This is a genomic window from Arsenicitalea aurantiaca (assembly GCF_003994485.1).
GTDB lineage: Bacteria > Pseudomonadota > Alphaproteobacteria > Rhizobiales > Devosiaceae > Arsenicitalea > Arsenicitalea aurantiaca.
This window is the reverse complement of record NZ_RZNJ01000006.1, coordinates 16105-42206: the sequence shown is the minus strand read 5'-3', so window position 1 is coordinate 42206 and position 26102 is coordinate 16105. Positions and strand designations below refer to the sequence as shown.

The 26102-nt window shown below is 67.3% G+C and carries 25 protein-coding genes and 1 riboswitch; of the genes, 18 read left to right on the top strand and 7 right to left on the bottom strand.

Features of this window, described 5'->3' with window-relative positions; genetic code table 11:
• Nucleotides 1-216: riboswitch (cobalamin riboswitch) on the top strand.
• Nucleotides 217-302: 86 nt separating this feature from the next.
• The 4 genes from cobW to cobO are packed head-to-tail and all read left to right on the top strand — an operon-like array spanning nucleotide 303 to nucleotide 6188.
• The gene (gene cobW / locus EMQ25_RS15495) at nucleotides 303-1358 is read left to right on the top strand and encodes a cobalamin biosynthesis protein CobW (RefSeq protein ID WP_127189515.1); all 1056 of its coding nucleotides are present in this window, start codon (nucleotides 303-305) and stop codon (nucleotides 1356-1358) included.
• A 59-nt stretch (nucleotides 1359-1417) separates the two neighbouring features.
• Nucleotides 1418-1864, top strand: a complete 447-nt coding sequence (locus EMQ25_RS15490; protein WP_127189514.1) for a hypothetical protein — start codon at nucleotides 1418-1420, stop codon at nucleotides 1862-1864.
• The gene (gene cobN / locus EMQ25_RS15485; RefSeq protein ID WP_127189513.1) at nucleotides 1864-5550 is read left to right on the top strand and encodes a cobaltochelatase subunit CobN; all 3687 of its coding nucleotides are present in this window, start codon (nucleotides 1864-1866) and stop codon (nucleotides 5548-5550) included. The genes EMQ25_RS15490 and cobN overlap by 1 nt, the downstream gene beginning before the upstream one ends.
• Complete coding sequence (gene cobO / locus EMQ25_RS15480; protein WP_127189512.1) at nucleotides 5547-6188, top strand: cob(I)yrinic acid a,c-diamide adenosyltransferase; 642 nt, start codon at nucleotides 5547-5549, stop codon at nucleotides 6186-6188. Before cobN ends, cobO begins: the two co-directional genes overlap by 4 nt.
• A gap of 10 nt (nucleotides 6189-6198) precedes the next feature.
• Here the strand turns inward: cobO and EMQ25_RS15475 are convergent, their stop codons facing one another.
• The gene (locus EMQ25_RS15475; protein ID WP_127189511.1) at nucleotides 6199-6672 is read right to left on the bottom strand and encodes a hypothetical protein; all 474 of its coding nucleotides are present in this window, start codon (nucleotides 6670-6672) and stop codon (nucleotides 6199-6201) included.
• Nucleotides 6673-6712: 40 nt separating this feature from the next.
• Nucleotides 6713-7378 (bottom strand): cation efflux transmembrane domain-containing protein, encoded by a 666-nt coding sequence (locus EMQ25_RS15470; RefSeq protein ID WP_127189510.1) that lies wholly within the window; start codon nucleotides 7376-7378, stop codon nucleotides 6713-6715.
• 72 nt (nucleotides 7379-7450) lie between these two features.
• On the opposite strand from EMQ25_RS15470, the gene EMQ25_RS15465 reads away from it, so the two are divergent.
• The gene (locus EMQ25_RS15465) at nucleotides 7451-7870 is read left to right on the top strand and encodes a MerR family transcriptional regulator (RefSeq protein ID WP_127189509.1); all 420 of its coding nucleotides are present in this window, start codon (nucleotides 7451-7453) and stop codon (nucleotides 7868-7870) included.
• 10 nt (nucleotides 7871-7880) lie between these two features.
• On the opposite strand, the gene EMQ25_RS15460 is transcribed toward EMQ25_RS15465, so the two are convergent.
• Nucleotides 7881-8780, bottom strand: coding sequence for a cation diffusion facilitator family transporter (locus EMQ25_RS15460; RefSeq protein WP_127189508.1), 900 nt, complete (start codon nucleotides 8778-8780; stop codon nucleotides 7881-7883).
• Between the two features lie 311 nt (nucleotides 8781-9091).
• On the opposite strand from EMQ25_RS15460, the gene EMQ25_RS15455 reads away from it, so the two are divergent.
• The 6 genes from EMQ25_RS15455 to cobM are packed head-to-tail and all read left to right on the top strand — an operon-like array spanning nucleotide 9092 to nucleotide 15398.
• Nucleotides 9092-10333: a sirohydrochlorin chelatase gene (locus EMQ25_RS15455; protein WP_192895681.1), complete on the top strand. Its 1242-nt coding sequence runs from the start codon at nucleotides 9092-9094 to the stop codon at nucleotides 10331-10333.
• Nucleotides 10330-10959 (top strand): precorrin-8X methylmutase, encoded by a 630-nt coding sequence (locus EMQ25_RS15450; protein ID WP_127189507.1) that lies wholly within the window; start codon nucleotides 10330-10332, stop codon nucleotides 10957-10959. The genes EMQ25_RS15455 and EMQ25_RS15450 overlap by 4 nt, the downstream gene beginning before the upstream one ends.
• Nucleotides 10956-12164, top strand: coding sequence for a precorrin-6y C5,15-methyltransferase (decarboxylating) subunit CbiE (gene cbiE / locus EMQ25_RS15445; protein ID WP_127189506.1), 1209 nt, complete (start codon nucleotides 10956-10958; stop codon nucleotides 12162-12164). Before EMQ25_RS15450 ends, cbiE begins: the two co-directional genes overlap by 4 nt.
• Nucleotides 12161-12868 (top strand): precorrin-2 C(20)-methyltransferase, encoded by a 708-nt coding sequence (gene cobI, locus EMQ25_RS15440; protein WP_127189505.1) that lies wholly within the window; start codon nucleotides 12161-12163, stop codon nucleotides 12866-12868. Before cbiE ends, cobI begins: the two co-directional genes overlap by 4 nt.
• Nucleotides 12856-14613: a precorrin-3B C(17)-methyltransferase gene (gene cobJ / locus EMQ25_RS15435; RefSeq protein WP_204570053.1), complete on the top strand. Its 1758-nt coding sequence runs from the start codon at nucleotides 12856-12858 to the stop codon at nucleotides 14611-14613. The genes cobI and cobJ overlap by 13 nt, the downstream gene beginning before the upstream one ends.
• Nucleotides 14610-15398: a precorrin-4 C(11)-methyltransferase gene (cobM, locus tag EMQ25_RS15430; RefSeq protein WP_127189504.1), complete on the top strand. Its 789-nt coding sequence runs from the start codon at nucleotides 14610-14612 to the stop codon at nucleotides 15396-15398. The genes cobJ and cobM overlap by 4 nt, the downstream gene beginning before the upstream one ends.
• Here the strand turns inward: cobM and EMQ25_RS15425 are convergent.
• Nucleotides 15380-16111, bottom strand: a complete 732-nt coding sequence (locus tag EMQ25_RS15425) for a cobalt-precorrin-6A reductase (RefSeq protein WP_127189503.1) — start codon at nucleotides 16109-16111, stop codon at nucleotides 15380-15382. The two genes, cobM and EMQ25_RS15425, sit on opposite strands and share 19 nt — an antisense overlap.
• 3 nt (nucleotides 16112-16114) lie before the next feature.
• Nucleotides 16115-17212 carry a cobalt-precorrin-5B (C(1))-methyltransferase gene (locus EMQ25_RS15420; protein WP_127189502.1) on the bottom strand — a complete coding sequence of 366 codons (1098 nt, stop codon included), beginning with the start codon at nucleotides 17210-17212 and terminating at the stop codon, nucleotides 16115-16117.
• 47 nt (nucleotides 17213-17259) lie between these two features.
• Here EMQ25_RS15420 and cobA point away from each other — a divergent pair, with 47 nt between their 5' ends.
• Genes cobA through cbiB form a run of 4 tightly spaced genes read left to right on the top strand, consistent with a single transcriptional unit; the run spans nucleotide 17260 to nucleotide 21849 of the window.
• On the top strand, nucleotides 17260-18099 hold the full coding sequence (gene cobA / locus EMQ25_RS15415) for a uroporphyrinogen-III C-methyltransferase (protein ID WP_127189501.1): 840 nt from the start codon (nucleotides 17260-17262) through the stop codon (nucleotides 18097-18099).
• Nucleotides 18092-19408: a cobyrinic acid a,c-diamide synthase CobB gene (locus tag EMQ25_RS15410; RefSeq protein ID WP_127189500.1), complete on the top strand. Its 1317-nt coding sequence runs from the start codon at nucleotides 18092-18094 to the stop codon at nucleotides 19406-19408. The genes cobA and EMQ25_RS15410 overlap by 8 nt, the downstream gene beginning before the upstream one ends.
• A 30-nt stretch (nucleotides 19409-19438) precedes the next feature.
• Nucleotides 19439-20893: a cobyric acid synthase gene (locus EMQ25_RS15405; protein ID WP_244606615.1), complete on the top strand. Its 1455-nt coding sequence runs from the start codon at nucleotides 19439-19441 to the stop codon at nucleotides 20891-20893.
• Nucleotides 20893-21849 (top strand): adenosylcobinamide-phosphate synthase CbiB, encoded by a 957-nt coding sequence (gene cbiB, locus EMQ25_RS15400; RefSeq protein ID WP_127189499.1) that lies wholly within the window; start codon nucleotides 20893-20895, stop codon nucleotides 21847-21849. Before EMQ25_RS15405 ends, cbiB begins: the two co-directional genes overlap by 1 nt.
• Here the strand turns inward: cbiB and cobU are convergent.
• Both cobU and EMQ25_RS15390 read right to left on the bottom strand, forming a co-directional pair.
• Nucleotides 21844-22380: a bifunctional adenosylcobinamide kinase/adenosylcobinamide-phosphate guanylyltransferase gene (gene cobU, locus EMQ25_RS15395; protein ID WP_127189498.1), complete on the bottom strand. Its 537-nt coding sequence runs from the start codon at nucleotides 22378-22380 to the stop codon at nucleotides 21844-21846. The genes cbiB and cobU overlap by 6 nt on opposite strands.
• Nucleotides 22370-22756, bottom strand: a complete 387-nt coding sequence (locus EMQ25_RS15390) for a DUF1636 family protein (protein ID WP_127189497.1) — start codon at nucleotides 22754-22756, stop codon at nucleotides 22370-22372. Before EMQ25_RS15390 ends, cobU begins: the two co-directional genes overlap by 11 nt.
• A 242-nt stretch (nucleotides 22757-22998) precedes the next feature.
• On the opposite strand from EMQ25_RS15390, the gene EMQ25_RS15385 reads away from it, so the two are divergent.
• From EMQ25_RS15385 to pgl, 3 genes are read left to right on the top strand one after another with little or no spacing between them, the layout of a single operon-like run.
• On the top strand, nucleotides 22999-23877 hold the full coding sequence (locus tag EMQ25_RS15385) for a glucosamine kinase nucleotide-binding domain-containing protein (protein WP_158626108.1): 879 nt from the start codon (nucleotides 22999-23001) through the stop codon (nucleotides 23875-23877).
• A 27-nt stretch (nucleotides 23878-23904) separates the two neighbouring features.
• Nucleotides 23905-25386: a glucose-6-phosphate dehydrogenase gene (zwf, locus tag EMQ25_RS15380; protein ID WP_127189495.1), complete on the top strand. Its 1482-nt coding sequence runs from the start codon at nucleotides 23905-23907 to the stop codon at nucleotides 25384-25386.
• On the top strand, nucleotides 25383-26081 hold the full coding sequence (pgl, locus tag EMQ25_RS15375) for a 6-phosphogluconolactonase (RefSeq protein WP_127189494.1): 699 nt from the start codon (nucleotides 25383-25385) through the stop codon (nucleotides 26079-26081). The genes zwf and pgl overlap by 4 nt, the downstream gene beginning before the upstream one ends.
• Nucleotides 26082-26102: the final 21 nt, after the last annotated feature.

The window sequence follows — 26102 nt, the reverse complement described above, 5'->3', positions numbered from 1 at the left end:
TGCAAGACCACGGAGGTCGGTTTCCCCGTGCGCGAAGGCTCCGGGGGATCAAAAGGGAACACGGTGCGGCGTACCCATCAGGGACCAAATCCGTGGCTGCCCCCGCAACTGTAAGCGGCGAGTTCGCGCCTCATGCCACTGGCTTCCGGCCGGGAAGGCGGCGCGGGCGAACAGAACGCCGCGAGCCAGGAGACCTGCCGGCAAGACTGAGCCGGGCGCATCGCGCCCATTCCCATCGGCGCTTACGGAGGGTTTGCGCACATGAAGACCGAGGCTTTCGCCTTGGCGGTCGGGCCGCGCCCATGATCGCCCAGAACACCAAGATCCCAGTCACCGTCATCACCGGCTTTCTCGGCGCGGGCAAGACGACGCTCGTGCGTCACCTGCTCGCCAATGCCGGCGGCAAGCGCATTGCGCTCATCATCAACGAGTTCGGCGACATCGGGGTGGACAAGTCCATCCTCGCCGGCTGCGGGGACGAGACCTGCCGGGAAGAGGACATGATCGAACTGGCCAATGGCTGCATCTGCTGCACCGTGGCCGATGATTTCATCCCCACCATGAAGGCGCTGCTCGCGCGCACCGACCGCCCCGACCACATCGTGGTCGAAACCTCGGGCCTCGCGCTGCCCCAGCCCCTGATCCGCGCCTTCAACTGGCCCGAGATCAAGGCCGAAATGACGGTCGATGGCGTCGTCACCATGGTCGATGCGGCAGCTCTTTCCGAAGGGCGGTTCGCCTCCAACGAAGCGGCGCTCGCAGAGCAGCGCGCCGCCGATGAGATGCTCGACCACGAAACCCCGCTGGGCGAACTCTTCGAGGACCAGCTCATCGCCGCCGACCTCATCATCCTCAACAAGACAGATCTCGTTTCTCCCGAAGCGCTCGCCGGCGTCGAAGCCCGCATCCGCGAGGAAATGCGCCAGGGCACCGGGCTCGTGCGGGCCGCCAATGGTCAGGTCGATGTCAAGGCGCTGCTCGGGCTCGGCATCGGCTCGGAGAGCGATCTCGAGGGCCGGCAGAGCCATCACGAGGCCGAGCACGGCGGGGAGACCCACGAGCATGACGATTTCGACAGCTTCTCGCTGCATTTGCCCTCGATAAAGGGCAGGGACGCGCTGCTCGAGGCGATCGGCACGGCGATCGGCACGCACGATATCCTCCGCCTCAAGGGCTTTGCGGCGCTGCCGGGTTCCCCGAGCCGCCTCGCCATCCAGGCCGTCGGCCCGCGCGTCACCGCCTGGTTCGATCGGCCGTGGGAAGCGGACGAGGCGCGCGAGACGGCGCTCGTCGTCATCGGGCAGAGCCCGCTCGACAGGATCGCGATCACCCGCTGCCTCGAGCAAGCGGCGGCCTGAACCGACCGGTGGGCGGCCGAGCCTTCGGTGCCCGCCGTCCTTTCACGCAAAGGCCAGCCATGACGCGCAATGATCTTTTGTCCATGCTGATCTTCCTCGTCCTCGGGCCGGTGCTCGGGGGCGTGCTCGTCCTTGGCTGGTATGGGTTCCTCGACATGCTGGCGGGCAATTTCATTCCCATCGAGGAGATGGTTGTGGCCGCGATCGCCGTGGGGCCGATCTTCCTCTTCTTTTGCTATCTGCTCGGCCTGTTGCCGGCCGCGATCGCGGGCGGGCTCAGCCTTTTCGCCCGCCGGCTGGTCGCAAGCGTGCCCCTCCGGCTCGTGCTGGCCCCGGCCTTCGGCGCCGGCGCCGCGCTTCTGGTTTCGGTCCTGATCGCGGGGATCGACCTCACCAGCATCGGGGTCGCCAACCTGCGCGGGCTGCAGGCGGTGATCCTCTCGGTCAGCGCGCTCGCCGCCCTCATCTGCGCGGCGCTCGGCGAACGCTTCGCGGCGAGGCGCTGATGCACCTGCTCTCGGCCCAGGCCGGCGCGATCCAGCAGGAGGGCGAGGCGGTCGATCTCGATCAGACCCCCGGCAGGATCCTCTTTGCCTCGGCCGCCGACAGCGAACTCTCCATGCTCGCCGCCGCCGCCGACCGCGCCGGCGAAACCGAACTGCGGCTCGCAAGCACCCTGCGGCTCGCGCACAATCTCTCGGTCGATCTCTGGATCGAAAAGACCGTCCGGCACGCGCGCCTCGTCGTCCTCCGGCTTCTGGGTGGCCCGTCCTACTTCCAGTACGGGGTCGACGAGCTGACCGCGCTCGCGCTTTCAGGCACCATCGATCTTGTCCTCCTGCCCGGCGATGCGACCCCCGATCCGGTGCTGCGCGACCGCTCCACCATCCCCGCCGAGGATTGGGATCGGCTCCACGCCCTCTTCGTTGCCGGCGGGCCTGATAATTTCGATGCAATTCTTCTAATTCTGAGCAAATTTGCAGGCTCGGATACGTCACTTTCGGGGGTGGATTTTGCGCCGAGACCCTTCCCCCGCGTCGGTCACTGGCACCCCGAAACCGGGCTCGGAGCGCCCCGAAGCGCCCCCGGCCCGGCCGTCCCGATCCTCTTTTACCGCGCCGCGCTCGAAGGCGCCGGCACCGCAACCATCGAGGCGCTGGTCGCCGCTCTCTCCGCCAAGGGTTTGAAACCATTGCCGATTATGGTCTCGTCCCTCAAGGAGCCCGACTGCGTCGGCTTCCTCAAAGCCCATTTCACGGCCGAACCGCCCTCCGTCATCCTCAACCTCACCGGCTTCGCGCTCGGGCTCGATGGCCTCCCCGACGCCCGCAACCCCTTCGCCGGCATCGACGCCCCCGTCATCCAGCTCCTCCAGTCCGGCCGCCCCGAAAAAGCGTGGTCCGCCGACCCCCAGGGCCTCTCGCCCAAGGACCTCGCCATGCAGCTGGTGCTGCCCGAGATGGACGGGCGGATCGGCATGGTGATCGTCGGGCACAAGGCCGAGAGCGTATGGCACGCGCGCACCCAATGCCCGCTCAGCACCTATGCCCCCGATCCCTCCGGCATCGAGCGGGCCGCCACGCTCGCCGCCAACTGGATGGGGCTGCGCGAGACGCCGCGGGACGAGCGTCGAATCGGGGTGGTGCTCGCCAACTATCCCATCCGTGACGGGCGCATCGCCAATGGCGTCGGCTATGACGCGCCGCAATCGACCATCGAGATTCTTAGAGCGTTGGAGGCGGCCGGCTACGCGGTCGAAGGGTGCCCGGCCTCGGGCAATGCGCTGGTGGAAGCGCTACAGGCCGGCCCGACCAACGCAAGGCCCGATCGCGGCGAGAGCCCCGCGCGGCTGTCCCTGTCTCGATATCAGGCGCTTTTTGCGACCCTGCCGGCGAGCGCCCGGGAGCGGATCACCGCGCACTGGGGGAGCCCCGAAGCCGATCCCTTCATGCGCGATGGCGTCTTTCACCTGCCGGTGCTGCTGCTGGGCAATATCGCCATCCTCCTCCAGCCCGCGCGGGGTTATGAGCGCGACGATGCGGCCAATTACCACGATCCCGATCTCGTGCCGCCGCACGCCTATTGCGCGGCCTATCTCTGGCTGCGCCACGAATTCGGCGCCCATGCGCTCATTCATAACGGCAAGCACGGCAATCTCGAATGGCTGCCGGGGAAGGCGACGGCGCTGGCGGAGGGCGATTTCCCCGATGCGCTCTGGGGGCATTTGCCCCATCTCTATCCCTTCATCGTCAACGATCCTGGTGAGGGCAGCCAGGCCAAGCGGCGGACCGGCGCGGTGATCATCGATCACCTCGTGCCCCCGCTGACCCGGGCAGAAACCTATGGGCCACTCAAGGACCTCGAAGCCCTGCTCGACGAATATTATGCGGCTTCGGGCATGGACCGGCGCCGGCTCGAGGATCTGCGCCGGCGGATCCTCGATTTCGCGCGCGATGCGCAGCTCGATCGTGACGTCGCATTGGGTGCCGACGGGGACGCGGCGCTGGTCGCCCTCGACAATTTCCTCTGCGAGTTGAAGGAAGCCCAGATCCGCGATGGTCTTCACGTTTTCGGGCAGTCGCCGGCCGGCGCGCTCGAACGCGACCTCGTCGTCGCACTCGCCCGGGTGCCGCGCGGTTCGGACCAGCCGGGCGATGCCTCGCTGATAAGGGCGCTCGCGGACGATATGAAGCTCGGTTTCGACCCGCTGGCCGCCCGTCTCGGCGATCCCTGGACCGGGCCGCAGGCGGGCGAGACTCCGTGGCGCACGGTGGGCGACGTGGTCGAAGCGCTCGAAGCGCTCGCTGCAAAGCTGGTCGAGGGCGCCCCCCTCGATCCGGCCTGGACCGCAACTTCGGCGGTGATGGAAACGGTCGAGAAAACCATCCGCCCGCGCCTTGCCGCTTCCGGCCCCGCGGAAATCGCGGCGCTGCTCGACGGGCTCGACGGCAAATTTGTGCGCCCCGGACCTTCGGGCGCGCCGAGCCGTGGGCGGCTCGACGTGCTGCCGACGGGCCGCAATTTCTATTCAATCGATAATCGCGCCGTGCCAACCCCGACGGCCTGGGAGCTGGGGCGGAAATCGGCCGAGAACCTCCTTGTCCGCCATTTCCAGGAGCACGGGACCTCGCTTTCGGCGCTGGCGCTCTCGGTCTGGGGCACAGCCAATATGCGGACGGGCGGGGACGACATCGCCCAGGCGCTCGCGCTGATCGGTGCAAGGCCGGTCTGGGACGGGGCCTCGCTGCGGGTATCGGGCTACGAGATCATCCCGCTCGCCCGGCTCGGCCGGCCGCGGGTCGACGTGACGCTCAGGATATCGGGCTTTTTCCGCGATGCCTTCCCGGCCCAGATCGCGCTCTTCGACCGGGCGATTCGCGCCATCGGCGCACTGGACGAGCCCGAGGACCAGAACCCCATCGCCGCCCGTATGCGCATCGACGCGCTGGGGCTGATGAAGGCCGGCGCGAGCGAGGCCGAAGCCGCGTTGTCGGCCGGCCACCGCATCTTCGGCTCCAAGCCCGGCGCTTATGGCGCGGGGCTGCAGGGATTGATCGACACCGGCAAATGGGCGGAGAAATCCGACCTCGCAGAAGCCTTCCTCAACTGGGGGCAATACGCCTATGGCGCGCAGGCCACGGGCGTTCCAGCGCGCGAACGGTTCGCCGCGCGGCTCGGGGCCATCGAGGCCGTGGTCCACAACCAGGACAATCGCGAGCACGACCTGCTCGATTCAGACGATTACTACCAGTTCGAGGGCGGGCTCGTGGCAACCGCCGAGACGCTGTCGGGCACCCGCCCCTCTGCCTATCACAACGATCATTCCCGCCCCGAACGGCCGCTGACGCGCACGCTCGAGGAGGAGATCTCGCGCGTCATGCGCTCGCGGGTGGTCAATCCCAAATGGATCGCCGGCGTCAAACGCCATGGCTATAAGGGCGCCTTCGAGATCATCGCGACGCTCGACTACATGTTCGCCTTTGCCGCGACGACCGGCGCAGTGAAAACCCATCATTTCGATCTGGCTTTCGAGGCGTTCGTCCTAGATGCCGAGACGCGCGCCTTCATCGCCGACCACAACCGGTTCGGTCATGACGAGATGCTGGCCAAATTCCGCGAGGCGATCGTGCGCGGCTTCTGGACCCCGCGCGCCAATTCCGCCTACGCTCTCTTGGAGGAGACCCCGCAATGACCGAACGCGCGCCCAAAAAGACCGATCTGATGACCGAGGCCGAGCGCGACGCCTACCACGCCGAAAAGATGCGCAAGAAGAAGGAAGCCCGCAACCGCATCCTCGCCACCAAGACCGAGGAGCGAGGGCTCGTGATCGTCCATACCGGCAAGGGCAAGGGCAAGTCGACCGCGGCCTTCGGCATGGTGTTCCGCGCCATCGGGCATGGGATGAAGGTGGGGGTCGTGCAGTTCGTCAAGGGCGCCTGGGGCACGGGCGAGCGCGACGTGCTCGAAAAATTCGGCGACCAGGTGACCATCCGCGCCATGGGCGAGGGGTTCACCTGGGACACCCAGGACCGGCAGCGCGACCTCGCCGCCGCGCGAGCCGCCTGGGACCAGGCCAAGGCGATGATCGCCGACGAGAGCTTCGGCATGGTGCTGCTGGACGAGCTCAACATCTGCCTGCGCTATGATTACCTTCCGCTCGAGGAAGTGCTGGAGATGCTGCGCAACAAGCCGCGCGACACCCATGTGATCGTCACCGGCCGCAACGCCAAGGACGAATTGATCGAATTGGCCGATCTCGTCACCGAAATGACCGAGATCAAGCACCCCTTCCGCGCCGGCGTGAAGGCGCAGAAGGGCATCGAGTTTTAGAAGTTCAGCCTTAGAGGCATGGGCCCGGGGCGACGAGCGACCGGGCCGTCGTCTCGGCAAGACTGTCCAAACGCGCTCGGTCGGCGACGCCATATTGTAGGCGCAGATGGGCCGCGGCCTCGCCGCCGCAGGCGAGAATGGTGCGCTGGACGATGACATGGCCGGCCCGCGTGCCCGACCACATGGCCCAGCCCGGGGTTTCGATGCGGCTGTCGAAGACGACGCCTTCCGCACTGTCGGCCCCGATGCGCTCGGCGAGCTCGGTTTCGAAATCCGCGAGCAGCCGATTGCCCCAGACGATGAGTTCGATCCGGCCATCCTGCGAGCGATAGACGCGCCCGTCGCCGTTCTGGCCTTCCGAGACCATGGCAAAGCCGGAGGGCACGCTGACCCCATAGCCGAAGCGGGCATTGTCATAGCGTTCCTGCGCCAGGGCGGGCAGGGCGGTGAGGAGACTGGCAATCAGGATGAGCAGCATCGGCATAGTTGGAGTCTGAGCCGATCGAGGGCGGCCCGCAAGAGGCTCAGTGCGAATGCCCGTGGTCGTGCTCGTGATCGTGGGTCACGGCCTCGCCCGAACGCGCCCGTTGCCATTCCGTCGCCGACTGCCGGAGGATCTGGCCCGCGGAACTGAGGAACAGCGCCGACATGATGAAGGCGACGATGAGGTCGGGCGCGCCATTTCCGAGCACCGCCACGGCGCCCGCCGCCCCGACCACAGCGATATTGCCGATCATGTCGTTGCGCGAGCAGAGCCAGACCGAGCGCACATTGGCGTCGCCATCCTTGTAGGCCATCAGCAGCCAGACCGAGACGAAATTGATGCCGAGCGCGATCAGCCCCACAATGCTCATCACATGAGGTTCCGGCATGCCCATGTAGAACACCTGATAGAGCGTCGAACCCGCGATCCAGAGCCCGATGGCAACGAGGCTGAGGCCCTTGGCGAAGGCGGCGCCGGCCCGCACCTGCAGCGGCCTGCCGATGGCCCAGAGCGAGAGCGCATAGGTCGCGCCATCGGCGAGGAAATCGAGCGCATCGGCCTTCAGCGCCTGACTGCCCGACAGAGCGCCGGCGCTCATCTCGATGGCAAAGCCCAGGAGGTTGAGGATTGTGACGATGACCAGCCGGCGCTTGTACGCATCGTCCATGCCATCGAAGCTGTGCTCGTGTCCGCACCCTGCGCTCATCGTCTTGCCCTTGCGATTCCGTCCCGGGCACCACAGATAATTCCTCTAGCCACTAGAGGTTCAAGGGGCAAAATGACCAATTATTCGATCGGCGACCTCGCCACACGATCGGGGGTAAAGGTGCCCACGATCCGCTATTACGAGGAGATCGAACTGATCGCGCCGACTGGGCGCACCGCCGGCAACCAGCGGCGCTACGACAGCGATGCGCTCGACCGGCTGCGCTTCATCGCCCACGCGCGGGCGATGGGATTTTCGATGGAATCGTTGAAATCGATGCTGCGTATCGCCAATCATCGCGATGCGCCCTGCGAGGATCTCGATGCGCTGGTCGAAGCGCGTCTCAAGGAAGTTGACGAGCGCCTTGCCAAGCTGATCGCCTTGCGGACCGAACTGGCGTCCATGCTCGAAAGCTGCGCGCATGGCACGGTCGCTGACTGCCGCATCCTCCAGGTGCTGTCGGACCATGAGGAGTGCCGGGCCGAGCACTAGGCCGGGCAGGCTAGAGCACGACGATGCCCGAATGCTTGGCCTTGTTCTCGGGCTCAACGTGAATGGTGATCTGGCTGTCGGGCACTGCTTCACGGAGCTTGTGCTCGATGCCGTCGCAGATGACATGGGCTTCAGCGACGCTCATCGTGCCGGGCACGACGAGGTGAAAATCGATGAAGGTCGCCTTGCCCGCCTGGCGTGTGCGGATGTCGTGGGCTTCGATCGCGCCCTCGGCATTGGCGGCGATGAGCTCGCGGATCCGGGCCAGCTGCCCCGGATCGACGGCGACATCCATGAGCCCGATGACACTCTGCCTGACGAGCAGCCAGCCCGACCAGAGGATGGTGCAGCCCACGAGCGCGGCCAGCACCGCATCGAGCCGCGCCCAACCCGTAACCGCCACCAGAAGCACGCCCAGAAGAACTGCGCCGGTCGAGAAGACGTCGGTAAAGAGGTGCCGCCCGTCCGCGACGAGGGCGGGGGACCGGGCCTTGCGGCCCGCGCGCACGAGATAGCCGGCCCAGACCGCGTTGATCACCGTGGCGAAGATGCTGACCGCAATGGCGGCGGGCGTAAGTTCGATCGGCCGCGGATGGAAGTAGCCAAGATAGGCCTCGCGGAAGATGAGGAGCGCCGCAACGCCGATGAAGACCCCGATGATGACGGCCGAGAAATACTCGGCCTTGTGGTAGCCATAGGGCAGGGTGGCGTCAGCCGGCCGCGCGGCGAGCCTGACGGCGACGAGGGCGGCGAGCGCGGTGGCGATGTTGACGACGCTTTCGAGCGCATCCGAGTAGAGCGCGATCGAGCCGGTCCACCAGGCGGCAAGCCCCTTGAGCGCCAGCACGAGCACGCCGATCAATAGGCTGCCCACCGCGATGCGGGTGGTTAGGGGGATCTCGGCTTTCATCGGAGGGGCTCGGTTCGGGCCGGCACTGCGCCGCCCGTTCGCATCCGAAGGCCATAGCGTGGAACGCCCGTCGAAGCAAGTCGCTGTATTTGCAACTCATTTTCAAAAGCATTGGCATCTGGGCGAGGGTCGGCGCGTCAACGCATTGACCCTCCCTGCGCGACCCCCTAGAAGCTTGAGCAAGCGCAGCGTTCCACAAAAGGGACTGAAACAGGATCCGGTGCGGTCGACCCAAATCGGGGACCAGATCCGGGGCTGCAGACAGGCTTTGATGCGAACTCTGCCTCTACGAAAGAAAGAGGCGAGACCCCATGACCCCAGATCTGAAACCCGCTTTGGCGCTGCCTGAGGGCACCGGCATCATGCTGTGCGGCCATGGCAGCCGCAACCAGCGGGCCGTCGGTGAATTCGCCGTGCTGGCCGACCAGCTGCGCGCGCGCTTCCCCGGTGTGCCGGTGGAATATGGCTATCTCGAATTTGCCAATCCCGTCATCCATCAGGGCCTCGATCGGCTGCGTGCGGCAGGGGTGAGGCATGTGCTGGCGCTGCCGGGCATGCTCTTTGCCGCAGGGCACGCCAAGAACGACATCCCTTCGGTCCTCAACACCTATGCGGCCACCCATCCGGGTTTCGAGATCACCTATGGGCGCGAGCTCGGGGTAGACCTCAAGATGATCCGGGCGGCCGGCGAGCGCATCGAGGAAGCGATTGCCGGGGCTTCCGGGGACGTCCCGCGCCACGAGACCTTGCTGATGGTGGTGGGGCGCGGCGCGTCGGATCCGGACGCCAACTCCAACGTCGCCAAGGTCATGCGCATGCTCTGGGAGGGCATGGGCTTTGGCTGGGGTGAGGTCGCCTATTCGGGTGTCACCTTTCCGCTCGTCGCCCCCGCGCTCGATCATGCGGTGCGGCTTGGGTATCGGCGCATCGTCGTCTTCCCCTATTTCATGTTCACCGGGGTTCTCGTCAACCGCATCTACGACGCTGCAGACGAGGCACAGCTGCGCTATCCGGACATCGAGATCCTCAAGGCGCCCTATCTCAACGACCACCCCCTCGTTGTCGAAACCTTCATCGATCGGGCCCGCGAGATCCTCGAGGGGCAGAACCTGATGAACTGCGCGATGTGCAAATATCGCGAACAGGTCCTGGGGTTCGAGGCCGAGATCGGCCTCGCCCAGGAAAGCCACCACCACCACGTCGAGGGCGTGGGCGGCGGGCTCGAGAACTGCCCCTGCAAGGGCGATTGCGACGCCTCGTGCCGCGACGAGGCCTTCTGCATCGCCCATGGCCTGCCCTGGTCCCCGCTCCACGCCCATGAGCCGCATGGCCATCACCATACGCACGATCACGGGCACGACCATGCGCATGGCCATCACCACCACGGCCATCACCACCATCACGACGATCACGCGCTCCTTTATCGTAAGGCCGCGCCGGGCGTGGTCCACGATCATCACCACCACCCCTATCCTCACGCCGATCATCCGCTCGGGCCGGTGACCCTGCCGAAGGTGCCCGGGCGGCTGGCCCGGGCCGAACGCAAGCGATGATCGACTATCTGCGGGACGCCGCCGAAATCTACGCGCGCAGCTTTGCGACCATCGAGGAGGAGGCCGAGCTCGACCATCTCCCCGAGGCGCTGCGTCCTGTTGCGGTGCGCATGATCCACGCCTGCGGCATGGTCGATCTTGCCGCCGACATCCTCGGTACGGCCGACGTCGTCGGGGCCGCCCAGGCAGCGCTCGCGGCCGGCGCGCCGGTGCTTTGCGATTGCGAGATGGTGCGTGCGGCGCTGATCCGCAGCCTCTTCCCGCGCGATGCCGAACTGATCGTGACCCTCAACGCCCATGGCGTGCCCGAGCTTGCCCGTGCACTCGGCACCACCCGTTCGGCCGCGGCGGTCGAACTCTGGCGCGACCGGCTCGCGGGCGCCGTCATCCTCATCGGCAATGCGCCGACGGCGCTCTTCCACCTTTTCGAAATGCTTGAAGCCGGGGCTCCGCATCCGGCTGCCATCATCGCGGCGCCGGTCGGCTTCGTCGGAGCCGCCGAAAGCAAGGTGCTGCTTGCCCGGAACGCATTGGCCATCCCTTTTCTTACCGTGCGGGGCAGGCGCGGTGGTTCGGCGATCGCGGCGGCGGCGCTCAACGCCATTGCCAAGGGCATGGCGCGATGACGGCCTGGCTCACCATCATCGGCATGGGCGAGGGGGGATCCGACACCCTGCCCGAGGCAACGCGTCGCCGGATCGATGCGGCGCCGGTCCTGATCGGAAGCCGGCGGTTCCTGTCCGCTCTTCCACAGCCGGAGGGGCAGGAGCGGATCGCGTGGAGCGGTCCCTATGGGCAAATGCTCGGCGTGCTCGACGCCCGGCGCGGGATGCCCACCGTGCTGCTCGCTACCGGCGACCCTTTCTGGTTCGGCATCGGAGCAAGCCTTTCCGCGCGCTATGGCAGCGAGGAGTTCGAAACCCTCCCTGCGCCCTCGGCCTACCAATTGGCAGCCTCCCGGCTCGTTTGGCCGCTGCAGAACGTGACGACGCTTTCGCTGCATGGCCGGCCGGTGGAAGCGCTCCATCCGCACGTGCTTCCCGGCAATCGCATTCTGGCGCTCACCGCCGATGCGGCTACGGCGGGCGCTGTCGCCTGCCTCCTCCTGGCCCGCGGCTATGGACAAAGCCTGATGATTGCGCTCGAGGCAATCGGTGGGCCGGGAGAGCGCCGCGAGGCCATGCGTGCGACGGAATGGGACAAGGCCGAGATTGGCGATTTCTACGTCCTTGCCATCGACTGCGTCGCCGACGCTGATGCGCCGCTTCTCCCGCCCATCCCCGGCCTGCCGGACGGTGCATTCATTTCGGATGGGCAACTCACCAAGCGCGAGGTCCGTGCGGCGACGCTCGCCCGGCTTGCGCCCTATCCCGGCGCGCTCCTCTGGGATCTTGGCGCCGGATGCGGATCGATCGGCATCGAGTGGATGCGGGCGGCGCCCGGTACCCGCGCCATTGCCTTCGAGCGTGAGACCGAAAGGCTTTCGATGATCGCCCGTAACGCTGCAGCTCTCGGCGTGCCCGCCCTCACGATCGTCCCGGGCGATCTGCCCGAGACGCTCGCGGGGCAAGATCGCCCCGATGCGGTGTTCGTGGGGGGCGGTGTCGGCAACCCGACGCTCTTCGAACGCGCGTGGGATGCCTTGAGACCAGGCGGGCGCCTCGTTGCCAATGCCGTGACGCTCGAGGGGGAGCTCGAGCTCAGCCGGCGGCAGGCCGAACTGGGCGGCGACCTCGTGCGCATCGACGTCTCGGTTCTCGATCGGGTCGGTCCCCATCGCGTCATGCGTCCGCGCATGGCCGTCACCCAGTTTTCAACGAGAAAGCCATGAACGGGACCCTGTACCTCGTGGGCGTCGGCCCCGGCGACCCCGAGCTTCTGACGCTGAAGGCCGCACGCATTCTCGGCGCCGTCGAAGTCATCGCCTTTCCCGCTCCGCGCGAGGATTCCGCGCTGGCTCTCGAAATCGCATCGCCCCATCTCAACCCCGACGCTGCGCGGGTGCCGATCCCCCTGCCGATGAGCATAGACCGCGCCATCGGCCGCACCGCCTATAACGAGGGCGCGCAGGCGATCCTTCTCCATTTGCGGGCCGGGCGCGATGTCGCCTATCTCTGCGAAGGTGATCCGCTCTTTTATGGCTCGGCGATGTATCTGATCGATCGCGTGGGCCGGGAGGCCGAAATCTGCATCGTGCCGGGGGTCACCTCGCTGACCGCGAGCGCCGCCGCGATCGGGCGGCCGCTTGCCGCACGGAACGAGATGCTGAAGGTTCTGCCGGCGCCGTTGCCCGATGCCGTGCTCCGGTCCGAACTCCTCTCCACCGACGCGGCGGCGCTCATCAAGATCGGGCGGCATTTCGACCGCATCCGCGCCCTTCTCGAGGAAACCGGGCATCTGGGCGGCGCGATGATCGTCGAGCACGCGACGACGGGGAAGGAACGGATCACCCCGCTTGCCGCCTTCGCCCACACCGATCGCCCGTATTTTTCGACCATCCTGACCTATCGCGGGGCCGAGGCATGGGGACGATGAAGCCGGCCGTCCTGACCTTTGCAGGCAGCGGGCGCGACACCGCTGCGCGGATCGCCGAACTGATTGGCGGCGAGGTATTGGCGGGCGAGGCGGGCCAGATCCGCCGGCTTTTCGGGGCGGGGCGCCCGATCGTCGGCGTCTGTGCCGCGGGCATCCTTATCCGCATCCTGGCGCCGCTCCTGTCCGACAAGACGGTCGAGCCGCCCGTGCTTGCGGTGAGCCAGGACGGCGGCCATGTCGTGCCGCTCCTGGGCGGGCATCATGGCGCGAACCGGCTGGCGCGGGAGATTGCGGCTACGATCGGCGGCAGTGCGGCCCTCACCACGGCCTCAGACAGCCGGTTTTCCCGCGGGCTCGACGAACCGCCGGCCGGATACAGGATTGCCGACCCCGTTGCGGCCAAGCCGGCCATGGCCGCGCTTCTGGGTGGCGAGACGATCGCGCTCACCGGCGACGCGCCCTGGCTTGCCCAGGCCGGCTATCCGATCGCGCCCGATGGGGCGGTGGCCGTCAGCGTCACCGAACGGCTGGACGCCGAGGGGCTCGTCTATCATCCCGCGACGCTCCTTGCGGGCATGGGCTGCGAACGCGGGGCCGGGGCAGACGAAGTGATCGCGCTTCTTGAAGCAACGCTCGCCGAGGCCGGCCTGTCCCCAAAGAGCCTTGCAGCGATCGGCACCATTGCCTTGAAAGCCGACGAACCGGCGCTTCATGCTGCCGCGCGCCATTTCGGCGTGCCGCTCAGGCTCTTCACGTCTGCCGAACTCGCCGCCGAGCGCGAGCGGCTGGAGAACCCCTCGGCAATCGTCGAAGCGGAGACCGGCACGCCGGGCGTCGCCGAGGCCGCGGCGCTGAAGGCTGGTCGCCTCATCATGCCCAAGCGGAAATCAGCGCGCGCCACCTGTGCCATCGGGCTGAGCGAAGCACCGCTCGATCCCGCCTCGCTCGGCCGTGCGCCGGGGTATCTGCACATCGTCGGCATCGGTCCGGGCGCCCCCGAGACCCGAACCGCCGCGGCTGTCGCGGCCCTCGAGGCGTCGGGCGACTGGGTGGGCTATGGGCTCTATCTCGATCTCATCGCCGACCTTGCGACCGGTCAGCAGGAACATCGGTTTCCGCTCGGCGACGAGGAAGTCCGCGTGCGTCATGCGATCGAACTGGCCGCCACGGGCCGTACCGTCGCGCTCGTCTGCTCGGGCGACGCGCAGATCTATGCCATGGCGGCGCTCGTCTTCGAGTTGCTCTCGGCCCAAGGGGAAAGAGCGCTGAGCGAAGATGCGCGGCGCGTGGCGGTGGAAAGCCATCCGGGAATTTCCGCATTGCAGGCCGCTTCGGCAGCCGCTGGAGCGCTGCTTGGCCATGATTTCTGCGCGATCTCGCTATCGGACCTGCTGACCCCCCGGGAAGACATCCTCAAACGGCTCGAGGGCGCGGCAGCAAGCGATTTCGTCACCGCCTTCTACAACCCGCGGTCGCAGAGACGCACCGATCTCATCATTGCGGCGAAGTCTATCTTTATGGCCCATCGCCCGCCCGAAACCCCGGTGATCGTCGCCTCCAGTCTCGGTCGGCCGGACGAAATGGTGACGGTGACGACGCTCTCCCGGTTCGATCCTGAAAGCATAGACATGCTGACCATCGTTCTCATCGGCGCTTCGAGCTCCCGGGCCTTCACCCGTGGCGATGGCCGCACCGTGGCGTTCACGCCGCGCGGCTATGCGCGTAAGGCCGGACTCCTCTCATGACCGTTTACTTCATCGGCGCCGGGCCGGGCGCGCCCGATCTCATCACCCTGCGTGGTCAACGCCTGATCGAGCGGTGCCCGGTCTGCCTCTATGCCGGATCGCTCGTTCCGGCCGAAATCGTCGCATCGGCGCCCGAGGGGGCTCTCGTCCGGGATACGGCGCCCATGCATCTCGACGAGATCGTCGCCGAAATGGAAGCGGCCGAGGGACGGGGCGAGGACGTTGCGCGGGTGCATTCGGGCGACCCCTCGCTTTATGGCGCGATTGCCGAACAGATGCGCCGGCTTGACGCGCTCGGGATCCGATATGAAGTGGTGCCGGGGGTTCCAGCCTTCGCGGGCGCCGCGGCACGGCTCGCAACCGAGCTCACTCTGCCCGAGATCGCCCAGACGGTGATCCTGACCCGCACCGCTGGCAAGGCCTCCTCCATGCCCGAGAGCGAGCGGCTCGAAGTCCTGGGCGCGAGCAAGGCGACCCTCGCCATCCATCTCTCGATCCGCAACCTTGCCTATGTCGAGGAGGCGCTGACCCCCCATTACGGGGCGGACTGCCCGGTCGTCATCGTCTACCGGGCGACGTGGCCGGACGAGCAGGTGATCATCACCGATCTCGCCGGAATGCGCGCCCGCGTCCGTGCCGAAAAGCTGACGCGAACGGCGCTCATCTTCGTGGGGCATGTCTTCGGGGAAACCGCGTTCCGGGAATCGCGGCTCTACGATTCGGAGTTCGCGCATGTGCTGCGCAACAGGGGCAAGAAAGCCAAGGCTCAGGGAGAGGTCAGGTGAAGCGCTGCGATCGCCCGGCCGAGGCTCTGAACCTCGATCGCCTCGGGCAGCGCAGGCCGGGCGATCATGAAGACCGCGACGCGCAGATGTTCCGCCGCCTTGAGCTTGGCCTCGGTCGCCGCGCCCCCGGAATTCTTGGTGACGAGATGGCTGATCTTCTCGGCCTTCATCAGCGCGATTTCCTCGGGCAGGAAGTGCGGCGGCCGCGACAGGATCGACCAGGCGTTGGCCGGCAGCAACTCCGCCGGCGCTTCGATCGAGCGAACGAGAAACGTGCAGTCGGTCCGCGCAAGAAACGGGTCGAGGCCTGCATGCCCGATGGTCAGGAGCGCGCGCGCCCCTCGTGGCAGGCGGGCGGCGGCGGTCTCGAAATCGGGCTGATGATGCCAGAAGGCGTATTTGGGCTCCGCCCATCCCGGCCGCACGACCCGCACGAGAGGGATGCCCGCGGCATCGGCCGCGGTCACGGCGTTGCGCGAAATGCGCGCGGCATAGGGGTGGGTGGCGTCCACCAGTCGCTCGAAGCCCTCGGCGCGAAGGAAGGCGGCGAGGAAATCGGCGCCCCCAAAGCCCCCGATGCGGATCGCCCCCTTGGGCAGGACGGGGTTCTCGGTCCGGCCCGCCAGCGACGTGGTGACGTCGTGGCCCATCTCGACCAGCCGGTCGGCGAGCTCGCGCGCGTCGCCTGTCCCGCCCAGGATGAGGATTTTCATCGCCTAGCCGCTTTCCCCGACGATCACGCCGGCCCGGTCCACGATCAGCACGTCCACCTCGATTTCGGGCCCTGCCATGCGCTTCGCCTCCAGGGCGGCGCGGCGGGCCACCGCGTCGGCCAGCTTCAGCCCCAGCCCGTTGGCGAGGGCGAGGATCTGGCTGGCGGAATCGGCAACGCGGGCCTGCTCAACCGGTTCCGATGGCGCCCCGAGGCTCGCCATCATATCGGCCAGGGCATCCCGGTCGACGCTGCCGCGGCCCGAATGCAGGTCCATGGCGCCCTGGGCGAGCTTGCTGATCTTGGCAAAGCCTCCCGAAACTGTCACCCGCCGCACGGGATGCGTCCGCAGATATTTGAGCATGCCGCCGACGAAGTCGCCCATGTCGATATAGGCCTCTTCAGCCAGGCCGAGGCGCGCCATAGCGGCCTTTTCGGAGAGGTCGCCCGTCGATCCCACGACATGATCGAGCCCGATCGCGCGCGCCACGTCGATGCCGCGATGGATCGAATGGATCCATGCCGAGCAGGAATAGGGGATGACGATGCCCGTCGTCCCGAGGATCGAGAGCCCGCCCATGATGCCGAGGCGCGGGTTCCAGGTCTTTTCGGCAAGCCGCGCACCGTTTTCGACCGAAATGGTGACGACGAAATCCGGCGCCACGTCATGGGCACGCGCGAGCGCTTCGATCTCAGCACGCATCATCTGCCGGGGGACGGGATTGATCGCCGGCTCGCCGACCCCGATCGGCAGGCCGGGGCGCGTCACGGTGCCGACGCCGTCCCCGGCACGAAAGACCACGCCTGCGCCCTCGTACGCCGGCGCGACGCGCGCAATGACCAGCGCGCCATGGGTGACGTCGGGATCATCGCCCGCATCCTTGATGATGCCGGCCTCTGCACACCCGTCCCCGAGCGCCTGCATGGCCAGGGCGAAGGCCGGCTGCTGTCCGCCCGGAAGGGTGATGGTGACGGGGTCCGCAAACCCGTCCCCCAGAAGCGCCCCGAGTGCGGCCTTCGTGGCGGCGGTCGCGCAGGCGCCTGTCGTCCAGCCTCTGCGAAGAGGCCGGGCAGGGGGCTCGTCATGTGGCGCGCTTTCCATCGCCGCGAGCTATATCGCGCCCCGGGTCACGCGAACAGGGGCCGGCTATGCTGGGGTGGCTGAGACGATGGCGGGCGCGGCCCGGGCCTTTCGCACGGCTTGATGCCGAACGCTTTCCCGATTTCGCGCCGGGCACGGTCTGGCTCGTGGGTGCGGGCCCGGGAGGGCCGGGACTGCTCACCCTCTTGGGCTATCATGCGCTGGGGCTGGCCGACGTCATCGTCTATGATGCCCTGGTTTCCCCCGAACTCCTCGCACTGGCGCCCGCGGAAACCGAAAAGATCCACGCCGGCAAGCGTGGCGGCCGTCCTTCGCCCGCGCAGGCCGATATCAGCCTCCGCCTGATCGCCCTGGCGCGCGCGGGCAAACGGGTGCTCCGCCTCAAGGGCGGCGATCCCTTCATGTTCGGGCGGGGCGGCGAAGAGGCAGGAGCCCTTGCGCGGGCCCGCATCGGCTTCAGGATCGTGCCGGGCATATCCTCCGGGATCGGCGGTCTCGCCTATGCCGGCATCCCCGTCACCCATCGCGACACCAATCACGCGGTCCTCTTCCTCACCGGGCATGACGAAAGCGGCACCGTTCCGCAATCGGTCGACTGGAGCGCGGTCGCGAACGCTGCGCCCGTCATCGTCATGTTCATGGCCGTCAAGCATCTGGGCAACATCGCCGACAAGCTGCTCGTGGCGGGACGGGATCCCGCGGACCGTATCGCCATCGTCTCGAATGCCGCACGGCCCGATCAGTCGGTGACCGAATGCCGGCTCGACGAGGCCTCCGGGCTCGAAAATCTCCCCACCCCGGCGATCATCGTCCTCGGCCCGGTCAGCGCCTATCGGGAGGTGCTGGACTGGTACGGACCAAGCGAGCGGGGAAATCCCATTGGCTGATCCTCGGGGCGTCATCATCGCCGCGCCACGCTCGGGGTCTGGCAAGACGCTCGTCACGCTCGGGCTCGCGGGCGCCCTGCGGATGGCTGGCCTGGTGGTTGCGCCAGCCAAGACCGGCCCCGACTATATCGACGGCCAGTTCCTCGCCCGGGCGGCGGGTCGAGAGGCCGTCAATCTCGACCCCTGGGCGATGTCGCCCATGCGTCTGCGCAGCCTCGCGCGCCGCCACGCCGAGGGCGCGGACATCCTGCTGCTCGAAGGAGTGATGGGGCTCTTCGACGGTGCAGCCGACGGCACTGGCTCGACCGGCGATCTCGCCCAAGCGCTCGATCTGCCCGTGATTCTGGTTGTCGATGCGGATCGGCAGAGCCAGTCGATCGCCCCGCTGGTCGCGGGGTTCGCCCAGTGGCGCACCGGGGTTCGGGTCGCCGGGATCATCGTCAATCGCTCTGCCAGCACCCGGCACGAGGCCATGGTGCGCCGGGCGCTGGAGGCGACGCAGATACCCGTCCTCGGCGTGCTGCCGCGTCGCGACAAATTGTCGATACCCTCCCGGCAATTGGGGCTGGTCCTCCCGGGCGAACTCGACGGCATCGAGGAAACGCTGCGTGCGGCGGCAGGCGCGATTGCCGACTATGTCGATCTGCCATCCCTGCTGTCGCTCACCCGTCCCCTTTCGGACGATAAGGAGCATCCAGGCCTCCCGCCCCTTGGTCAGCGGATCGCGATTGCGCGGGATGCGGCCTTCGGCTTTCTCTACCCCCATTTTCTGGACGATTGGCAGCGGGCCGGTGCGAGCCTCAGTTTCTTTTCCCCCCTCGCGGACGAAGGCCCCGCCGCGGACGCCGATGCGGTCTTCCTGCCCGGCGGCTATCCTGAACTCCATGGTCCCGCGCTCGCGTCGGCCACACGGTTTGCAGCTGGTCTACGCGCCGCCCGCGACCGGGGTGCGCTCGTTTATGGCGAATGCGGGGGCTTCATGGTGCTGGGCGAACGGCTCGTCGATGCGACCGGACGGAGCCATCCGATGACCGGCCTTCTCCCCATCGAGACCCGCATCGACCGTCCCCGACGCCTGCTCGGCTATCGCCGCCTCGCCCACATGAGCCCGCTGCCTTGGCCTGCGCGGCTCATGGGGCACGAATTTCACTATTCCTCTGCACGCCGGAGCCGTGCCGCAACGCCGCTCTTTGCGGCAACGGATGCCCTGGGCGAGGAGCAGCCCCCGATGGGGGCGAGGGAAGGGCGGGTGATGGGGTCCTACGCCCATGTGATCGATGCCGCTTCCCCCGACCCCTCCGACATGTGACAAGCGGGCATAAGGGGCAGAGGGACGCGCATGGCCGCAAAGGCATTGATGTTCATGGGCACCGGCTCGGATGTCGGCAAATCGCTGCTGGTCGCGGGGCTCTGCCGGGCCTATGCGCGGCGCGGATTGCGCGTTGCGCCCTTCAAGCCGCAAAACATGTCCAACAATGCCGCAGTCACCACCGATGGCGGGGAGATCGGACGGGCTCAGGCCCTGCAGGCGCGCGCCGCCGGCCGGCCGCCAATTACCGCGATGAACCCGGTGCTCCTCAAGCCCGAGCATGAATCAGGCGCGCAGCTCGTCGTGCGTGGCAAGCGACGCGGGTCCTATCCCACCCGCCAGTACTGGGCGCGGCGTGGAGAACTGCTCCCCGAAGTGCTTGGCGCCTTTGCCGAACTCGCCGCCGACGCCGATCTCGTCCTCGTCGAGGGCGCGGGCAGCGCTTCGGAGGTCAATCTGCGCGCCGGCGACATCGCCAATTTCGGCTTTGCGCGCGCCGCAGACCTGCCGGTAGTGTTGGTGGGAGACATCCAGCGCGGCGGCGTGATCGCCGCAATCGTCGGAACCTTCGGCGTCGTCGACCCGGAGGATGCCGCACACATCGTTTCGAGCATGGTCAACAAGTTCCAGGGCGATCCGGCCCTCTTTTCGGCGGGCCGATCCTTCATCGCAGAGCGCACCGGCCGGCCATGCCTCGGTCCGATCCCCTGGTTCAGGGACGCCGCGCGCCTGCCCGCCGAGGACGTGCTCGCGCTGGAAGGGCCGCGCGAGAGGCGGGATGGCGGGTTCGTCATCGCCGTGCCGCGCCTGCCGCGCATCGCAAATTTCGACGATCTCGATCCTCTGGCCGCCGAGCCCGACGTCGATCTCGTGCTCGTCCCGCCCGGGACGGCCCTGCCCCCGGCCGATCTCGTCATTCTGCCGGGCTCCAAGGCAACCCGCGCCGATCTTGCGGCCCTCCGCGCGGAGGGCTGGGACATTGATCTGCGTGCCCATCATCGGCGCGGCGGCGCTATCCTGGGCATTTGTGGCGGCTATCAGATGCTGGGGCAAAGTCTCGCCGACCCCGAGGGGCTCGAAGGGGATCCCGGTACGAGCGTCGGCCTCGGCTTCCTCGGCGTCGAGACGGTGATGGAGCCGGCCAAGCAGTTGCGGCTCGAGCGAGCCGTCTCGGCCGAGGGCGAGGCGCTTTCGGGCTACCACATGCATCTGGGGCGCACCGATGGCGCGGATCGGCACCGCCCCTTCGCCCTTGTGGCTGGCGAGCCCGAGGGTGCCGTGAGCGCGGATGGGCGCGTCTTCGGCACCTATCTGCACGGGCTCTTTGCAGAGGACGGTTTTCGGCGTGGCTTTCTCGGGCGGCTCGGCGCGGAGATCCGTGCGCTGACCCGCTACGAGGCAGGTGTCGAAGAGGCGCTCGATGCCCTCGCCGATCATCTCGAGGCCCATCTCGACCTCGACCTGCTGCTGGGACTCGCCCGCTGATGGAGGCGCTTCTTGCCCCCCTCGCGCTCGTTCTCGAACGGCTCCTGGGGTATCCGCAACGCCTCGTTTCGGCGATCGGGCATCCGGTCATCTGGATGGGCCGGTTCCTCTCCTCGCTCGAGCTGCGCCTCAACGCGGCCGACGCGACACCGGCCCGGCGGCGCCGCGCCGGTCTTCTCGCTCTCGTCCTGCTCCTCGGTGCGACCCTCGTCGTGACGCTCCTCGTTTCCGATCTCTGCCGCCGCCTGCCCGGGGGTTGGATCCTTGAAGCAATCATTGCCACGAGCATTTTGGCGCAAAAGGAGCTCGGGCGGGCCGTCGCGGCGGTGGCGACGGGACTGCGTCGTTCGCTCGCCGAGGGGCGCGAAGCGGTCTCCCATATCGTTGGGCGCGATCCCGAGCCGCTCGACGAGGCGGGCGTCTCGCGCGCCGCCATCGAAAGCCTCGCCGAAAGCGCGTCGGACGGCGTCGTTGCGCCGCTCTTCTGGCTCGTCCTGCTGGGCCTGCCCGGCATCGCGCTCTACAAGGCGATCAACACCGCCGATTCCATGATCGGCCATCGCAACGAACGTTACATCGATTTCGGCCGGGCGGCGGCGAGGCTTGACGATCTCGTCAACCTCGTCCCGGCGCGCCTCACCGCAATCGCCATCGCCGCCGCCGCGATGCTCGTGTCGGGCGCCGATCCTGAGGCTGCCTGGAAAACCGCATTGCGTGACGCGCGACGCCATGCGTCCCCCAATGCCGGCTGGCCCGAAGCCGCGATGGCCGGAGCGCTCGGCTTCGCCCTCGGAGGCCCCCGCGCCTATGCCGGAGAGATCATCGATCTGCCCCGCTTCGGGGACGGGCGCGATGCGCTTGGACCCGATGACATTGAGCGCGCGCTGACGCTCTACAAGATGCTGCTCAACGTCATCCTCGCCGCAACCGTCCTGCTCGCGCTCATCAGGCTATGAGGCGGAGGGCAGGGTGCCCTTCATCGCGATGGGCAGGCCCGCAACGACGAAATAGACATCCGTGCAGATCTCGGCGAGCCGCTGGTGCGCGCTGCCTGCCAGATCGCGGAAGCTGCGTGCCATGGGATTGTCGGGCACGATGCCGAGCCCGACCTCGTTGGACACGAGGATGACGCGCGCCCCGTCAATCTGGCGCAGCGTGTTGCCAAGCTCTTCGACCGCCGCGGCGACGTTTTCTTCGGCGACAAGCAGATTGGTGATCCAGAGCGTCAGGCAGTCGACGAGAATGACGTCATGCTCGCGTGCCGCCGCAATCAGCGCATCGGACAGTGCCAGCGGCTCCTCGATCGTGGCGAACCGTCCCGCCCGCGCGCGCCGGTGCGTGTCGACCCGCTCGCGCATTTCGGCGTCGAGTGCCTCTGCCGTTGCAAGATAGGCGGGGCGCCGGGCCCTGAGCGCCAGCGCCTCGGCAAAGCCGGTCTTGCCGGAGCGCGCTCCGCCCAGCACCAATATGTGACCGCTATCGCTCATCCTCGTTCTCCTCCAGCACGGGCAGCCGGGCGATGAAATGGCCCTTGATGCCTTCGGGCCAGTCGCGGAACGCCACGACCCCGGTGCCCGACGCCGCATACGCACGGGCCCAGGCGATGATGGCCTCTGCCGCGCTTCCCTCGGGCTCGAAGCGCCCGGCGAGATAGGAGGGCCCGCCCACACTGCTGAAGAGCACCGTGCATCTTTGCCGGCAGGCCCACAAGCATTCATGCGCGCGGACAGCAATTGGTTCGGTTCCATCGAGCCCGGCGCCGACCAGTCCCGCCAGAATCTCGCCTCCCGTCTTCCCCTCGCCATTGGTCGGGAGATCCGGCCCGAAGCGGCAGGTGCTGCAGATGGTGATCGTCGTCTTCATACGTGCCGAATCCCGAGGCGTGCTGCCCCTTCCGCCCCCTTATCGATAGGCAGGCGTTCTGTGGAGTGCTCTTGCGCCAAGGTGATCGCCCTGCCGCGCATGCGTGCCATGCCGAATTGGCTCTTGCTCCACCTCAGACGAGGTCGTCCGATGGGGCTTATTGGACTTTCGTCTAGCCTGCTTTCCCATTATGGTCCGCCGCGATTGCCCTCGCGGCGTATCGGTTTGACGGAGAGGCCCGCGTGCCCAGATATTATCTCGGTGTGGATGGCGGCGGCACCAATTGTCGCGTTCGGCTCGCTGACGAGGCGCTGGTGACGCTCGGCGAGGCGACGGGCGGTCGCTCCAATCTGCAGATCGAGGCCGGCGAGCCGGCTTACCGCTCGATCCTCGAGGGGGCGGAGGCAGCCTTCGCGCAGGCAGGGCTGCCCGCTAGCGCCATGGCGGAGACGGCCTGCGTCTTCGGAATGGCCGGTGGTCGCCTGCCTTCTGCACGGGAGGCGTTTGCGGAGCGTGACTGGCCTTTCGCTGCGCTCGAGGTGTTCGACGACATCGACATCGCTCGCGCTGGCGCGCATGGCGGAGAGGACGGCGCGGTGATCATCGTGGGCACCGGGTCGGCCGGCATGGCGATCATCGATGGGGTGCGCCATCAAGTCGGGGGCTGGGGCTTCCATATCGGGGATCAGATGTCGGGCGCCATACTCGGGCGCGAACTCGTGCGGCGTGCCGTCGAAGCCGAGGATGGCCTCGTCCCGGGCTCGGGGCTCACCCGCGCCGTGATCGACCGGCTCGGCGGTAGCCTCGATGCGGTGATGGACTGGTCCTTCCAGGATCGCCGACCCGCCGATTACGGCGCGCTGATGCCTTTGCTGTTCGACCATTTCGAGCTGGACGATCCGATTGCGTCCGAACTGATGGCGCTCGAGATGTCCTACATCGATCTTTATGTGAAGTGGTTTCAGGCGCGCGGGGCCACCCGCCTCGCCGCGGTCGGGGGGCTCGGCACGCGCCTATACCCGCAACTCATCGCGCGCTACGGGGAGTTCATCGTCCCGCCGGCTCACGAGCCGCTGCACGGCGCGCTGATCATGGCCAGGCAGATCTTCGGGCGCGCCTGACCCTCGTATTCCAGCCAGGAGGCTTATTTGTCCAGCCGCATCATTCCGGTCCAGCCCTTCGACTATGTGGTGTTCGGCGCCACCGGCGACCTGACCAAGCGCAAGTTGATCCCGGCGCTCTACCACCGGTTCAAGGACGGCCAGTTCGATGAGAGCTCGCGCATCATCGGTGTTTCGCGCTCGAAGCTTTCTGACGCCGAGTTCCAGACCCTCGCGCGCGACAGCGTCGCCGAATTCGTCGAGCCGGCCTATCAGGACAAGGCGGTGATCGACCGCTTTGCGTCGATCTTCTCCTATGTCGCCAATGACGTGGCCGACGAAGCCAATTGGGGCGATCTGCGCAAGGCGCTTCGCGACGATCCCAAGATCGTGCGGGCCTTCTACCTCGCCGTAGGGCCCGATCTCATCGGCCCGATCTGCGATTATCTTTCCAAGAAGAAATTCTACCGCCGCGATGCGCGCGTCGTGATCGAGAAGCCGCTTGGGCACGATCTGCGCTCGAGCCAGGAGATCAACGACACCGTCGCCCGCATCTTCAAGGAAGATCAGGTCTACCGCATCGACCATTACCTCGGAAAGGAAACGGTCCAGAACCTGCTCGCGCTGCGGTTCGCCAACATCCTCTTCGAGCCAGTCTGGAACACGACCCATATCGATCATATCCAGCTGACGGTCGCCGAGTCGGTGGGCGCCGGAACGCGCGGCTACTACGATGAGTCGGGCGCCCTGCGCGACATGATCCAGAACCACATGCTGCAACTGCTCTGCCTCGTGGCCATGGAGCCGCCGGCCAGCGACGACGCCGATGCGCTTCGCGACGAGAAGCTCAAGGTGCTGCGCTCGCTCAAGTCCATCATCGGTGAGGCGGTCGGCCGCTGCACCGTGCGCGGGCAGTACCGCGGCGTCGCGTCCGAGACCACGTCGGTCAAGGGCTATCAGGACGAATTGCCCGAGGACAAGCGCGGTTCTCGCACCGAAACCTTTGTCGCGCTCAAGGCGGAAATCGAGAACTGGCGCTGGGCCGGCGTTCCATTCTATCTGCGCACCGGCAAGCGCATGGCGACGCGCGTCTCCGAGATCGTAATCCAGTTCCGCTCGATCCCCCATTCGATCTTCGACCATGCCGAGGGGGCGCCCCGGCCTAATCGGTTGATCATCCGGCTCCAGCCAGACGAGGGCGTTAAGCTTCTGATGATGATCAAGGATCCCGGCCCCGGCGGCATGCGCCTGCGCGAGGTGCCGCTCAACCTCTCTTTCGCCCAGACTTTCGAGGAGCGCACGCCTGAAGCCTATGAGCGGCTGTTGCTCGACGTCATCCGCGGCAACCAGACGCTCTTCATGCGCCGCGACGAACTGGAGGCCGCGTGGTCCTGGGTCGACCCCATCCGCGAGGCCTGGACCCGCGCTTCGGACGCGCCGCAGCCCTATTCGGTCGGCACCTGGGGCCCCACGGGCGCAATCGCGCTCATCGAACGCGACGGCCGCACCTGGCACGAGGACGGACATTGACCCTCAATCGGATCGACTTCGACACGCGCGACGCGCTTGCCAAGGCCCTTGCAGAGGCGGTTGCCGAAAACCTGCGCGACGGAATCGAGGCGCGTGGCCGTGCCGTGCTTGCGGTTTCGGGCGGCTCAACACCGGCCAAGTTCTTTGCGCGTCTCGGCAAGACCAAGACCGTCGACTGGTCGAAGGTCACGGTGACCCTGGTCGACGAGCGCTGGGTGGCCGAGACCGAACCGCGCTCCAATGCCGGCCTCGTCAACGAAAAGATGCTGCAGGGGCCGGCGGCGGTCGCTCACTTCCTGCCGCTCTATTCGGGCGGCGAGGCGCCCGATGCCGCAGCGATCGCGCGCACCAACAAGGCGCTGCAGGAGGTGGAGGAAACCTTCGATGCGGTGGTTCTCGGGATGGGAGAGGACGGGCATACCGCCTCGTTCTTCCCGGGCGGCGACACGCTGGCTGCCGCGCTTACCGAGCCGGGGCCGGCCATCGCGATCCGCGCTCCCGGCGCCGGGGAGCCGCGCGTCACCCTGACCCTGCCACGGCTACTGGATAGCCGCGCCCTCTATCTCCATATCGAAGGGGAGGCGAAGGCTGAAACCCTGGAGCGCGCCCTTGCCGAAGGTGCCCTCGAGGACATGCCGGTCCGCGCAGTCCTTCGGCAGGATCGCCTGCCGCTCTCTCTCTTCTGGGCCCCCTGACCGGGGCGTATCGCCGACCTC

Excerpts from the sequence above, each read along its gene's own strand:
- EMQ25_RS15475 (WP_127189511.1), bottom strand. The coding sequence starts at position 6,672 with ATGCCGATGCTGCTCATCCTGATTGCCAGTCTCCTCACCGCCCTGCCC.
- EMQ25_RS15465 (WP_127189509.1), top strand. The coding sequence starts at position 7,451 with ATGACCAATTATTCGATCGGCGACCTCGCCACACGATCGGGGGTAAAG.
- EMQ25_RS15405 (WP_244606615.1), top strand. The coding sequence starts at position 19,439 with ATGGCCGCAAAGGCATTGATGTTCATGGGCACCGGCTCGGATGTCGGC.
- EMQ25_RS15460 (WP_127189508.1), bottom strand. The coding sequence starts at position 8,780 with ATGAAAGCCGAGATCCCCCTAACCACCCGCATCGCGGTGGGCAGCCTA.
- cobJ (WP_204570053.1), top strand. The coding sequence starts at position 12,856 with ATGGGGACGATGAAGCCGGCCGTCCTGACCTTTGCAGGCAGCGGGCGC.
- EMQ25_RS15420 (WP_127189502.1), bottom strand. The coding sequence starts at position 17,212 with ATGGAAAGCGCGCCACATGACGAGCCCCCTGCCCGGCCTCTTCGCAGA.
- cbiE (WP_127189506.1), top strand. The coding sequence starts at position 10,956 with ATGACGGCCTGGCTCACCATCATCGGCATGGGCGAGGGGGGATCCGAC.
- EMQ25_RS15450 (WP_127189507.1), top strand. The coding sequence starts at position 10,330 with ATGATCGACTATCTGCGGGACGCCGCCGAAATCTACGCGCGCAGCTTT.
- cobW (WP_127189515.1), top strand. The coding sequence starts at position 303 with ATGATCGCCCAGAACACCAAGATCCCAGTCACCGTCATCACCGGCTTT.
- cobN (WP_127189513.1), top strand. The coding sequence starts at position 1,864 with ATGCACCTGCTCTCGGCCCAGGCCGGCGCGATCCAGCAGGAGGGCGAG.
- EMQ25_RS15490 (WP_127189514.1), top strand. The coding sequence starts at position 1,418 with ATGACGCGCAATGATCTTTTGTCCATGCTGATCTTCCTCGTCCTCGGG.
- EMQ25_RS15425 (WP_127189503.1), bottom strand. The coding sequence starts at position 16,111 with ATGAAAATCCTCATCCTGGGCGGGACAGGCGACGCGCGCGAGCTCGCC.
- EMQ25_RS15390 (WP_127189497.1), bottom strand. The coding sequence starts at position 22,756 with ATGAAGACGACGATCACCATCTGCAGCACCTGCCGCTTCGGGCCGGAT.
- cobU (WP_127189498.1), bottom strand. The coding sequence starts at position 22,380 with ATGAGCGATAGCGGTCACATATTGGTGCTGGGCGGAGCGCGCTCCGGC.
- cobI (WP_127189505.1), top strand. The coding sequence starts at position 12,161 with ATGAACGGGACCCTGTACCTCGTGGGCGTCGGCCCCGGCGACCCCGAG.
- cbiB (WP_127189499.1), top strand. The coding sequence starts at position 20,893 with ATGGAGGCGCTTCTTGCCCCCCTCGCGCTCGTTCTCGAACGGCTCCTG.
- EMQ25_RS15455 (WP_192895681.1), top strand. The coding sequence starts at position 9,092 with ATGACCCCAGATCTGAAACCCGCTTTGGCGCTGCCTGAGGGCACCGGC.
- EMQ25_RS15470 (WP_127189510.1), bottom strand. The coding sequence starts at position 7,378 with ATGAGCGCAGGGTGCGGACACGAGCACAGCTTCGATGGCATGGACGAT.
- cobO (WP_127189512.1), top strand. The coding sequence starts at position 5,547 with ATGACCGAACGCGCGCCCAAAAAGACCGATCTGATGACCGAGGCCGAG.
- cobA (WP_127189501.1), top strand. The coding sequence starts at position 17,260 with ATGCTGGGGTGGCTGAGACGATGGCGGGCGCGGCCCGGGCCTTTCGCA.
- cobM (WP_127189504.1), top strand. The coding sequence starts at position 14,610 with ATGACCGTTTACTTCATCGGCGCCGGGCCGGGCGCGCCCGATCTCATC.